This is a genomic window from Phreatobacter sp. (assembly GCF_016793595.1).
Taxonomy (GTDB): Bacteria; Pseudomonadota; Alphaproteobacteria; order Rhizobiales; family Phreatobacteraceae; genus Phreatobacter.
Genome location: NZ_JAEULY010000027.1, coordinates 17,868 through 29,815 on the forward strand (window position 1 = coordinate 17,868; position 11,948 = coordinate 29,815).

The 11,948-nt window shown below is 68.1% G+C and carries 10 protein-coding genes; 1 reads left to right on the plus strand and 9 read right to left on the minus strand.

What is annotated here, in order from left to right:
- Nucleotide 1: 1 nt before the first annotated feature.
- Both JNK84_RS21715 and JNK84_RS21720 read right to left on the minus strand, forming a co-directional pair.
- Nucleotides 2-994: a membrane dipeptidase gene (locus JNK84_RS21715; RefSeq protein WP_293428167.1), complete on the minus strand. Its 993-nt coding sequence runs from the start codon at nucleotides 992-994 to the stop codon at nucleotides 2-4.
- A gap of 113 nt (nucleotides 995-1,107) precedes the next feature.
- Nucleotides 1,108-1,914: a response regulator gene (locus JNK84_RS21720; RefSeq protein WP_293428169.1), complete on the minus strand. Its 807-nt coding sequence runs from the start codon at nucleotides 1,912-1,914 to the stop codon at nucleotides 1,108-1,110.
- Between the two features lie 143 nt (nucleotides 1,915-2,057).
- On the opposite strand from JNK84_RS21720, the gene JNK84_RS21725 reads away from it, so the two are divergent.
- Nucleotides 2,058-2,606, plus strand: a complete 549-nt coding sequence (locus tag JNK84_RS21725) for a DUF924 family protein (RefSeq protein WP_293428171.1) — start codon at nucleotides 2,058-2,060, stop codon at nucleotides 2,604-2,606.
- Nucleotides 2,607-2,632: 26 nt separating this feature from the next.
- On the opposite strand, the gene JNK84_RS21730 is transcribed toward JNK84_RS21725, so the two are convergent.
- The 7 genes from JNK84_RS21730 to JNK84_RS21760 form a co-directional block, all read right to left on the minus strand.
- Entirely contained in the window at nucleotides 2,633-3,325 is a 693-nt protein-coding gene (locus tag JNK84_RS21730) for a response regulator (RefSeq protein ID WP_293428173.1), read from the minus strand.
- Nucleotides 3,322-6,024 (minus strand): sensor histidine kinase, encoded by a 2,703-nt coding sequence (locus JNK84_RS21735; protein WP_293428175.1) that lies wholly within the window; start codon nucleotides 6,022-6,024, stop codon nucleotides 3,322-3,324. The genes JNK84_RS21730 and JNK84_RS21735 overlap by 4 nt, the downstream gene beginning before the upstream one ends.
- Nucleotides 6,025-6,028: 4 nt before the next feature.
- On the minus strand, nucleotides 6,029-6,619 hold the full coding sequence (gene kdpC, locus JNK84_RS21740) for a potassium-transporting ATPase subunit KdpC (protein WP_293428177.1): 591 nt from the start codon (nucleotides 6,617-6,619) through the stop codon (nucleotides 6,029-6,031).
- A 12-nt stretch (nucleotides 6,620-6,631) separates the two neighbouring features.
- Nucleotides 6,632-8,674 (minus strand): potassium-transporting ATPase subunit KdpB, encoded by a 2,043-nt coding sequence (kdpB, locus tag JNK84_RS21745; protein ID WP_293428179.1) that lies wholly within the window; start codon nucleotides 8,672-8,674, stop codon nucleotides 6,632-6,634.
- A gap of 11 nt (nucleotides 8,675-8,685) precedes the next feature.
- Entirely contained in the window at nucleotides 8,686-10,380 is a 1,695-nt protein-coding gene (gene kdpA, locus JNK84_RS21750) for a potassium-transporting ATPase subunit KdpA (protein WP_441343287.1), read from the minus strand.
- Nucleotides 10,381-10,386: 6 nt separating this feature from the next.
- Nucleotides 10,387-10,476, minus strand: coding sequence for a potassium-transporting ATPase subunit F (locus tag JNK84_RS21755; protein ID WP_293428183.1), 90 nt, complete (start codon nucleotides 10,474-10,476; stop codon nucleotides 10,387-10,389).
- 239 nt (nucleotides 10,477-10,715) lie between these two features.
- Entirely contained in the window at nucleotides 10,716-11,942 is a 1,227-nt protein-coding gene (locus JNK84_RS21760) for an MFS transporter (protein ID WP_293428185.1), read from the minus strand.
- Between the last annotated feature and the right edge of the window lie 6 nt (nucleotides 11,943-11,948).

Sequence of the window (11,948 nt, forward strand, 5' to 3'; positions counted from 1 at the left end):
CTCAGCCGCGAACGAACGCGCGGCGCATGAAGTCGATCCAGTTGTTTCCCATGATGCCGTCAGCCTCGGCAGCCGAGAAGCCCACCGCAACCAACCCCGCGCGAATGCCCGGAAGGTCGGCGTTGGAGCGGAACCAGCCGGGTTGCGGCGGGAAGACCGGCGGCCCGTTCGGGTTCACGGCGGTCTGGAATGTCCAGCGTCCGTCGCGCATCCAGGCGACCACGCTGTCCGGCTGGTCCTGGCAGAGATCCGACCCGATGCCGATGCGGTGCGTCCCGAGCCGCTCGGCAAGGCGGGCGGCCATGGCGCAGAAATCCTCCAGCGTGCAGTCCGGGCCGCGCGCGAGGTGATGGGGATAGAGCGACAGGCCCAGCAGCCCGTCATGGGCTGCAAGCGCATCGATCACCCTGTCCGACGCGTTGCGCGCCGTGTCGCGCCACCAGCGCGGATTGGCGTGCGAAACGGTCACGGGCCGCGCCGAGCGCTCGATCGCCTCCACCGCCGTCCGCTCGCCGGCATGGGACATGTCGATGGCGATGCCGCAGCGGTTCATCTCTGCGATCACCTCGCGGCCCATCCGCGTGATGCCGCCATCCTCGTATTCCTGCCAGCCGGCGCCGAGCAGCGACTGGTTGTTGTAGGTCAGCTGGAGAAAGCGGATGCCGAGATCGGCCAGCACCTCGACGAGACCGAGATCGGCCTCGATCGGCGACGGGTTCTGGACGCCGAACAGGATGGCCGTGCGACCGGAGGCGCGCGCCGCCTCGATCTCCTCGACCGAACGCGCCTTCGCGATCAGGTCGCCATGTTCCGCGAAGCGCCGGTTCCAGGCGGCGATCAGATCGACCGTTTCGCGGAAATTCTCGTGATAGGCGACGGTCGCGTGCACGGCATCGACGCCGCCTGCCCGCATCTCCTCGAAGACCTTGCGCGACCAGCGGGCATATTGCGCGCCGTCGATCACGAAGGGGCGGCCGGATCGATGTTCAGCCAAACGGCAATCCCCGTCTCAGGCGGTCTACCGGACGAGGCTAGGATAGCTGCATGCCGATGCGCCAGCCCCGACCGCCATGCATCGCCGCCGCTCAGGCATGCGCCGGCGCGGCTTCAGACGCCGCCGTAGGGCAGCGGCAGCGCGAACAGATGGTGGACGACCCGGTCGAGATCGTTGGAGAAGAACGGCTTCTTGAGCGACGCGGCGGGGGTCAGCACCGCATGCCGGTCGAGCGCCTCCTGATTGCCGGACATCAGGACGACGCGGACATTGCGGTTGTGGGCGCGCAGGATCCGCATGGTCTGTGCGCCGTCCAGGCCGGGCATGTTGAGATCGAGAAACACGATGTCGGCGGGCTGCTCGGCATAGAGCTCGAAGGCAGCGATGCCGTCGCCTGCCTCGACGATCTCGAAATTGAAGATCGAGCGCTGGAGAATGCGCCGGATGATCGAGCGGGCCGTACCGGAATCATCGACGATCAGCACCCGGCTTTGCCGGGATATCCGCTCGTAGGTCGACAGGACCCGCTTGATGTCCTGCGAGCCGAACGGCTTGACCAGATAGTCATAGGCCGAGAGCCTCCGCATCCGCGCGATCTCGGCGGCGTCCGATGTCACGGAGATCACCGCGAAGAACGGCATGCGCGCGTCCGCCTGAATGCGCTTGACCACTTCGGCGCCGTTGATCTCCGGCATGGCGAGATCCACGAAGGCGATATCGATCCGATCGCGCGACAGCGCGTCGAGAGCGCTTTGCCCGTCGCCGGCCTCGATGATGGTCAGATCGGATGCGAAGTCGCGGATTCCGGACCGGACGACATTGCGCCAGAAGCCTGAATCCTCGGCCACCATGATCCGCCAGGTTCCTGCTTCGACCCAGTCCAGATCGGCGGACGAAACCGCCTTGCCCAAAACCGTCATGGCAAGTCTTCAATCAGGGCGCCGTGCGATACCGGGCCGGCGCCGCCGCCCGTTCGCCAACCATGGGAGGGACGGGTTAAGGTAGAGCTAACCTTTCGTTCGGGCTCCTTCTGATCTCCGGTGGAGCATTCCAAGGGATTGTCATGTCAGGGCAAAAATTTTCGCATCGGGATGTCGTGAGCTTCTGGCGCGACGCGGGCCACGATGCGTGGTTCACCAAGAGCGAGAATTTCGACCGGCGGTTTCGCGACACCTTCCTCGACGCGCATTTCGCCGCGGCGCGCCGCGAACTCGATGACTGGCGCACCTCTCCAGACGGGCTTCTGGCGCTGCTGATCCTGCTCGACCAGTTCCCGCGCAACGCCTTCCGTGGCACCGGCCACATGTATGCGACCGACCCGCTGGCACTCTCCATCGCGCGCGAAGCCGACAACGCCGGTGCGGACGCCGGCATCGATCCGGCGCTGCGCGTCTTCCTGTACCTGCCGTACTCCCACGCAGAGGATCTCGCCTGCCAGCACCGCGCGGTCGAACTGAACCAGCGCATCGGCATGCCTTATCTCGACCATGCGCTCGGCCATCGTGCCATCGTTGAGCGCTTCGGCCGCTTTCCGCATCGCAACCGCATGCTCGGGCGCGCCTCGACGCCTGCGGAACTGGCCTTCCTCGACGACGGCGGCTTTGCCGGCTGACGCATGGCGCCGGCTCCACGCGCACCTCAGGCCAGCCGGTAGCCGACCCCCGGCTCGGTCAGGATGAAGCGGGGGTCCGCAGCGTCGTCGCCAAGCTTGTCGCGGATATGACCGACGGCGATGCGCAGGTAATGCGTGTCGTCGAGATGCGCCGGCCCCCACACCGTCGAGAGCAACTGGCGGTGGGTCACCAGCCTGCCCTGAAACCGCGCCAGCAGCGCCAGCACGTCATATTCCTTGCGCGTCAGCTTCACCTCGCGCCCGCCGATCGTCACGAGCCGGCGCGCGAGATCGACGGACAGATCGCCTATCGCGACCGCCGGTGGCTCCGTATCGGCCCGGCGGCGGCTGCGCACGAGCGCGCGCAGGCGCGCGAGGAGCTCGCCGGTCGCGAACGGCTTGGTCACGTAGTCGTCCGCGCCGGCATCGAGAGCCGCGATCTTCTCGGCCTCGCCGTCGCGCACCGAAAGGATCAGGATCGGCACCTGCGACCATTCGCGGATGGCGGCGACCACCGCCTTGCCGTCCATGTCGGGCAGGCCGAGATCGAGGACCACGACATCGGGCGCGGCCGTCGCCGCCCTCTCGATGCCTTCGCGGCCGCGCGCCGCCTCCTCCATGGCAAAGCCGGCGCTGCCGAGGGCGATGGCGAGAAAGCGGCGGATCGGCGCCTCGTCCTCGATCACCAGCACGCGATGGGCTTCGGCGGTCTCCGTCATTTCGCTTCGTCCGGCACGACCGCCTCATCCGCCCGCGGCAGCACGATCGCGATGGCGGTTCCGCGGCCGGCCGGCCCCGCCTCGGCGGTGACCCTGCCGCCATGGGCTTCCACCAATCCGCGCACGATGGCAAGACCGAGCCCGGTCCCGGCCGGCGCTCCGTCGCCCTTCGAGACGCGGTAGAACAGGTCGAACACCTTCTCGCGATCGGCCGGCGGAATGCCCGGACCCTCGTCGGAAATGGTCAGCGTGACGGTGTCGCCGGTATTGGCGGCCCTGACGCCGATGCTCGTGCCCGCCGGCGCATATTTCGCCGCGTTCTCGATGACATTGGCGACCGCCTGCCCGATCAGCACGGGATCGGCCAGCACAGGGGCAAGATCGCGCGGCATATCGACCGCAAGGGTATGACCGGCGATGGCGCGTTGCAGATCGCCGCGCACCCGTCCGACGATCTCGCGCAGGTCGATCGCCGCCCGCTTCGGTTCCAGCGCGCCATGGCCGAGCCGCGTCATGCCGAGCAGGTTCTGTACATAGCGATCAAGACGCCGCGCCTCGTCGAGCGCGGTGGCCGCGAGTTCGCGGCGGTCGGCGGGGCTCAGCGCCTCGTCGCCCTCGGCAATTCCGGTGACCGCGCCGATCACCGTCACCAGTGGCGTTCGGAGGTCGTGGCTGACCGAATTGAGCAGCGCCGCCCGCAGCTTCTCTCCCTCCGCCTTGACGCGTGAATCCTCAAGGTCAGCGGCAAGTGTGAACCGCTCCAGCGCCACCGCGACCTGGTCCTCTACGGCCAACAGCAGGCGCTTGGTCTCCGGATCGAGCCCGGCACCGCGCTCGCGGAACTGCACGCCGATGACGCCGAGCGGCGCGCTTGCGGTCGCCAGCGGCACGAACAGCCATTCCGAGGTCGGCAAGGTCGTCGTCCCGGCGCCGGCCGGTTCGTTCTTCTCGAAGGCCCAGCGGGCAGCGCCCTCCGACTTGGCGTCCAGTTCGTCGATGGCGGGATGGCCCTGAACCTGTTCGAGCGTTCCTGATGCATCGGGCATCAGGATCAGCGAGCGGCAGTTGAGCGTCGCGGCGATATGCGCCGCGGCGGCCCAGAGCACGTCGTCGGCCTTGCGGGCCGAGGCGATCTTGCGGGCGAAGGCGTAGAGCGTCTCGGTGCGCCGCTGCGCCGCCCGCATCGAATCGACCTGCGCCTTGAGCCGGCTCGCCAGCGTACCCGTGAAGACCGCGCTGACCAGGAAGACGAGCAGCGCCACCACCGCCTCGTCCTGCTCGACCGCGAACGAGTAGTAGGGCGTCGTGAAGAAGAAATTGTAGGTGAGGAAGCCGAGCACGCTGGCGGCCAGCGCCGCCGCCAGCCCGCGCCGGAACGCGACGACTGACACGGCAACGAGATAGATGACGGCCAGCGAGGCCAGCGGCACAAAGGACGCGAGAGGCCATGCGATGATCGTCGATGCGGCCATCGCCGCCGCGGTCTCCGCGAGGATCGGCCCCCATTGGCGCCAGCGCGGCAGGTCCGCGGCCGCAAGGATGCGCCGGCGCTCGATCCGGGCATGCTGGGCGACGACCGTCACCTCGAAATCGGTCGCCCGGTCGAGGATGCGGTCGGATACCGGCTCGCGCAGGTAGCCGAAGGGCCAGCGCCGACGCGGCCGCCCGATGACGATGCGCGTCACGTTGCGGCTGCGCGCGAAGGCCAGCACCTCGGATGCCGCATCCGATTCCGAATGCAGCGTCACCGGCTCGGCGCCCAGCGTCTCGGCAAGGCGCAGCGCCTCGAGGGTTGCGGCGCGCGCCTCCTCCCCGAGCGCCTCGTGACGCGGCGTGACGACGGTCGCGACGATCCACGGGATCTTCGCGCGGTCGGCCATGCGCTTCCCCGCGCGCACGAGCGCGCGCGCGATGGGCGCCTCGTTGATGCAGACCAGCAGGCGCTCCTGCGTCGGCCAGGGGCCCTTCACCGCATTGGCCTGCATATAGGTCAGCATGTCGGCATCGACATGGCTCGCCGCGGTCCGCAGGGCGAGTTCGCGCAGCGCGGTGAGATTGCCCTTGGTGAAGAAGTTCTCCAGCGCCCGGCCGACCTGCTGCGGCACGTAGACCTTGCCCTCGCGCAGGCGGCCGATCAGCTCTTCCGGCGGCAGATCGATCAGCTCGATCTCGTCGGCCCGTTGCAGCACCTCGTCCGGCACGGTCTCCTGCACCCTGACGCCGGTGATACGCGCGACGACGTCGTTCAGGCTCTCGACGTGCTGGATGTTGAGCGTCGTGGTGACGTCGATGCCGGCGTCGAGCACTTCCAGCACGTCCTGCCAGCGCTTCGGATGACGCGAGCCGGGCGCATTGGTGTGGGCGAACTCATCGATCAGCGCAAGTTGCGGCCGGCGCGCCAGCAGCGCGTCGATATCCATCTCCTGCAGCGCCTGTCCGCGATAATCGACCGTGCGCCGCGGCAACTGTTCCAGGCTCGCCAGCAGACCCGCTGTCTCGCTGCGGCCATGGGTCTCGACCAGCGCCACGACGACATCGCGGCCGGCCCGCTGGCGCACCCGGGCCTCCTCCAGCATGGCGAAGGTCTTCCCCACGCCCGGAGAGGCGCCGAGGAAGACCTTGAGCTTGCCACGCCCTGCCCGGCGCTGCTGGTCGAGCAGCGCTTCCGGGACCGGCCGGTCGGGTTCGGAGATTGGCATGCGGTCAGGGCATCTCGGCATCGAGGGCGAGGTTGAGGGCAAGGACATTGACCCTCGGCTCGCCGATCAGGCCGAAACTACGCCCTTCCACGTTGCGTTGCACGAGGTCGCGCACGCGCTCCGCCGGCTTGTTGCGGGCGATCGCGACACGCTCGGCCTGAACCAGGGCGGCGGCCGGCGACAGATGCGGGTCGAGACCCGAGGCCGAAGCCGTCACGAGGTCGGCCGGAGCAGGCCTCGAGCCGAGAGCCGCGGCGCGCTCGCGAATGGCATCGGCCAGCGCCTTCGAGCTCGCCCCGAGATTGGAGCCTGACGACGAAGCAGCGTTGTAGGGCGCGTCGACCGTCTTCGACGGGTCGGCGGGATCAGCGGCCGATGTCGCCGACGGCCGGCCGTGGAAGTAGCGCGGGCTGGCGAAAGCCTGCCCGATCAGCTCCGAGCCGACGACCTTGCCGTCGCGCAGGACCAGCGAGCCATTGGCCTGTCGGGGCATGAGGCCTTGCGCGAAGCCGGTCATCGCCAGCGGATAGGCAAGGCCCGTCAGGAGGGTGAAGGTGAGCGTCAGGACGACGGCGGGACGGATGAGCGAGAGCATGATGTCTGATCCTCAGGCGAGGCGCAGGAGATCGACGATGATGTCGATCAGCTTGATGCCGATGAACGGAGCGATGAGGCCGCCGATGCCGTAGATCGCAAGATTGCGCGACAGCAGCGCGGAGGCCGACGAAGGCACGTAGCGAACGCCTTTCAGCGCGATGGGGATCAGCGCGACGATGACCAGCGCGTTGAAGATGATCGCCGACAGGATCGCGGACTGCGAGGTGCCGAGCCCCATCACGTCGAGGACGCCAAGACCGGGATAGGCGGTGACGAACAGCGCCGGCAGGATGGCGAAGTACTTGGCCACGTCATTGGCGATGGAGAAGGTCGTCAGCGCGCCGCGCGAGATCAGCAGCTGCTTGCCGACCAGCACGATCTCGATGAGCTTGGTCGGATCGCTGTCGAGATCGATCAGGTTGCCCGCCTCCTTGGCGGCCGGCGTGCCGGAGTTCATGGCGACGCCGACATCGGCCTGCGCCAGAGCCGGCGCGTCGTTGGAGCCGTCGCCGCACATGGCGACAAGACGCCCCTCGGCCTGTTCCCCGCGGATCAGTTCGAGCTTCTTCTCCGGGGTCGCCTCGGCGAGAAAATCGTCCACGCCCGCCTCGGCGGCAATGGCCGCCGCGGTCAGCGGATTGTCGCCGGTGATCATCACCGTGCGGATGCCCATGCGACGCAGTTCGGCGAAACGCTCCCGGATGCCGGGCTTCACGATATCCTTGAGGTGCACGACGCCCAGAATGCGGCCGTCGCGGGCCACCACCAGCGGCGTGCCGCCGGACATGGCAATCTTCCGCACGATGGCGTCCAGCGCCGGCTCCATCGTCCCGCCTACAAGACGCAGGATGGTGTCCGACGCGCCCTTGCGGATGGACGATCCGTCCGCGAAATCGACGCCCGACATGCGCGTCTGCGCGGTGAAGGGCACGAAGGTCATGCCGGCGCGCGCCTGCTGCGACAGGCCGAACTTCCGCGCCCCGAGATCGACGATCGACTTGCCCTCGGGCGTATCGTCGGCGAGCGAGGCAAGGAAGGCCGCTTCTGCGAGTTCGCGCTCGCCGACGCCCGGCACCGGCTCGAAAGCATCGGCCATGCGGTTGCCGAAGGTGATCGTGCCGGTCTTGTCGAGCAGCAGCACGTCGATGTCGCCTGCCGCCTCGACCGCGCGGCCGGACTTGGCGATGACATTGGCCTTCACGAGGCGGTCCATGCCGGCAATGCCGATGGCCGACAGGAGGCCGCCGATGGTCGTCGGGATGAGCGTGATGAACAGCGCCGCGAGATAGATGACAGGTATCTCGGTCGAGGACCACGAGGCGAAGACCGGCAGCGTCACGACGACGAACAGGAAGACCAGCGTCAGACCCGCGAGCAGGATGTCGAGCGCGATCTCGTTCGGCGTCTTCTGGCGCTTGGCGCCCTCGACCAGCGCGATCATGCGGTCGAGGAAGGTCTCGCCCTGCCGGGCGGTGACGCGCACCACCAGCCAGTCGGAGACGAGGCGCGTGCCACCGGTCACCGACGAACGGTCGCCGCCGGACTCGCGGATCACCGGCGCGCTCTCACCGGTGATCGCGCTCTCGTCCACCGAGGCGACACCGTCGATCACCTCGCCGTCGGTCGGGATCGTATCGCCCGCCTCGACCAGGATGATGTCGTCCACCACCACGTCGTCGAGGCTCTTGCCCTGCCAGACATCCCGCCGCGCGGGCTCGACCAGCACCTTGGCCAGAGCGCTCGCCTTGGTGGCGCGGAAGGCATCTGCGCGCGCCTTGCCCCTGCCCTCCGCAACCGCTTCCGCGAAGTTCGCGAAGATCACTGTGAACCAGAGCCACAGAGCGATCTGCACGGCGATGAAGCCGTTGGGGCCGGCGGTTGCCACCTCCCGAGCGGCGAGGATGGTCGCCAGCACGGAGACGAGGGCCGTGACGAAGATCACGGGATTGCGGACGAGGCCGCGAGGGTCGAGCTTCGCGAATGCCTGGATCGCGGCGGCGCGCAGGATTTTCGGCTCGAACAGGCTGATCTCGGCTGTCGTTGACTTGGTCATGGGATGAGCTTTCAGAAGGTCCGGCCGGCGATCATCGAGACGTGCTCGGCGATCGGCCCGAGAGCGAGGACCGGCAGGAAGGTGAGCGCGCCGACGATCAGCACGGTGACGACCAGCAGCACCACGAAGACGGGACCGTGGGTCGGGAACGTGCCGGCCGAGGGCGGAGCGGTCTTCTTGGCTGCGAGCGAGCCGGCAATGGCGAGGATCGGGATGATGTAGCCGAACCGGCCCAGCATCATGGCCAGTCCCAGGAAGGTGTTGTGCCAGGGGACGTTGGCATTGAGGCCGGCGAAGGCGGAGCCGTTGTTACCCGTGGCCGAGGAATAGGCGTAGAGCAGTTCCGACAGGCCATGCGGGCCGGCATCCTGCACCGAGCTCTGCGCCGTGCCCGCGACGATCGCGAGCGCGGCGAAGCTGAGCACGCCAATCGGCATGACCATCAGCGTCAGGGCAGCGAGCTTCACCTCGCGGGCCTCGATCTTCTTGCCGAGATATTCCGGCGTGCGCCCGACCATCAGGCCGGCGAGGAAGACGGTCAGGATGACGAACAGCAGCATGCCCGTGAGGCCGACGCCGACGCCGCCATAGATGATCTCGCCGAGCTGCATGTTGAGCATGGCGACGAGGCCACCGAGCGGCGTCAGGCTGTCGTGCATGGCGTTGACCGAGCCATTGGAGGCGGCGGTGGTGACCACGGCCCAGAGCGCCGAATTGACGACGCCGAAGCGGACCTCCTTGCCCTCCATGTTGCCGGCTGCGGGATCGGCGAAGGCGGCATGCAGCGGATTGCCCATGCGCTCCGCCGAATAGACCGCCGCGAAAGCCATGACGAACATGATGCCCATGGCCGCGAACAGCGCGACGCCCTGCCGCCGGTCGCCGACCATCCGCCCGTAGGTGAAGCAGAAGGCCACGGGGATCACCAGGATCGCCAGCACTGACAGCAGGTTGGAGATCGCCGTCGGATTCTCGAAGGGATGCGCCGAATTGACGTTGAAGAAGCCGCCGCCATTGGTGCCGAGCTGCTTGATGGCGACCTGACTGGCGACGGGGCCGAGCGCCAGCGTCTGCTGGGCGCCCTCCACGGTGGTCGCCGTCGCCGAGGCCGCCAGCGTCTGCGGCGTGCCCTGCGCGATGAGGACGACCGCCAGCACGATGGAAATCGGCAGCAGCACGTAGAGCACCGCGCGCACCATGTCGGACCAGAAATTGCCGATGGTGCGCACCTGCCGGCCGGACAGGCCGCGAGCGACCGCCGCCGCGACCGCCATGCCCGACGCCGCCGAGACGAAGTTCTGCGTCGTCAGCCCGGCCATCTGGCTGAGGTGCGACAGCGTGGTCTCGCCGCCATAGGACTGCCAGTTCGTATTGGTCACGAAGGAGATGGTGGTGTTGAAGGCAAGATGCGCCGGCACGCCGTCAAACCCCTGCGGATTGAGCGGCAGGAGGTGCTGGAAGCGCAGGATCAGGAACAGGACGAGGAAGCCGGCGGCGTTGAAGGCGATCAGCGACAGGGCATAGCGCGTCCAGTGCTGGCCCTCGCCGGCCCGGACGCCGGCGGGTGCGAAAATGGCGCGTTCGGCCGGCGCGAGAAACGTCATCTCGCCGGTGAAGACACGAGCCATGTAGAGCCCGAGCGGAATGGCGGCGGAGACGAGGAGGCCGATATAGAGCGCGGCCTGTATCAGATCGGATGTCATGATGATGGCTCAGAAGCGTTCGGGCCGCACCAGGGCGACCACGAGATAGCCGAAGGCGAATGCCGCGAAGGCGAGGCCGAGGACGATGTCGGGTGTCATCGCGGCCTCACACGCGCTCGGCGAGCGTGACCGCCGCAGCGGCGACCAGGAAGCCGGCAAGGCCGGCAGTCAGGAACAGGATGTCGGTCAGCACGGTGCGCATCTCCGGGTGGCAGGATCGGCCGGAGGCTAGGCGCGCGTGATGTAAAGGGACGAGAGGGAACCGCCGCAACCGGCGTAACGCCGGCGTAAAATCGGCCGCGACGGGTGGCCGGTCGGGGCGCCTGGTCCAGGCGGCCTCAGACCTTGCCGTCCGGAACTGGCGCGGCCGCCGGCGCCGCGGCGCGCCCCGCCCACCACAGCGCGAGCGGCCCCATGAGGATGGCCACGCTCAGGAGCGCGAACCCGGCGAACCACGCCTGCCCGGATTGCGGGCCGCCGGCAGCATCGAGGGTCATGCCGAACGCCCAGCCTCCTATTGCCGAAAGTCCGAAGCCGACGGTGGAGTGAAGCGCCATCGTGGCGCCCTTGGCGTGGGGCGTGGCGGCATTGGCCATGCCCGAGGTCAGCGCTCCTGAATCAGCGGGAACGGTGATGGCATAGACGAGCAGCAGCACGACCAGCACCCAAGGCGGTGCGCCCACCGCCAGTCCGATGCCGATACCGGTCAGGCCCGAGGCAGTCTGGACCAGCGATATGGCCCGATGCCGTCCGAACCTGATGGCGGCCTCGTTTCCGAGGATGCTCGCCGGCATGGAGAGCAAACTGACCAGCACGCTGATGGTGATGGCGCTGACCGGAACCGCGCCCGCATTGACCGCGGTGACATAGGTCCAGAAGGCCACCAGCCACGTCCGCATGCCGTAGAGCTCGAAGCAATGCGCGCCGTAGCCGAGCACATATCCAAGCGCCGGACGATTGCCGAAGACCGCCTTGAAGTCGAACAGCGGCCCCACCCGCGGCGTCGGCGGCACTGGCACCATCGCGACCGCCGCGACCAACATCGCCACGGGAGCCACGCCCGTGACGTAGAATGCCGCCTGCCACCCGAACCGATCGGCAACCAGCTGCGCGATGAGGAACGACAGCGCCACCCCCAGCGAAAAACTCGACGTGTAGAGCGTCACGCTGCGCGACATGTCGCCGGGATCGAGCCGATCCGTCAGCGCCTTGAGGCCCGGCATGTAGGCGCCCGCGAAGCCGAGGCCAGCCAGGGCCCACATGATCGACGCAGTGAAGAGATCCCGGGCAACGACGGGAAAAGCCAGGGTCGCCACCATGCTCAGCACCGTGCCGCCGATCAGAATGCGCCGGGCGTCGATCCGGTCGGTGAGCGTCGCCAGGATCGGGACGGCGATCATGTAGCCGAAGGCGTAGGAGCCGGCCATGAGGCCCGCCTGACCAGCCGAGAGGCCCCAGAGCGGCATGAGATGTTGCGCCATGATCGCCTGCACCACCATGTGCGGCACGAGATTGCCGACCTGGCCGACACACATCGCAACGACGAGGGCTCGTCCTCGCAGCATCGCCAT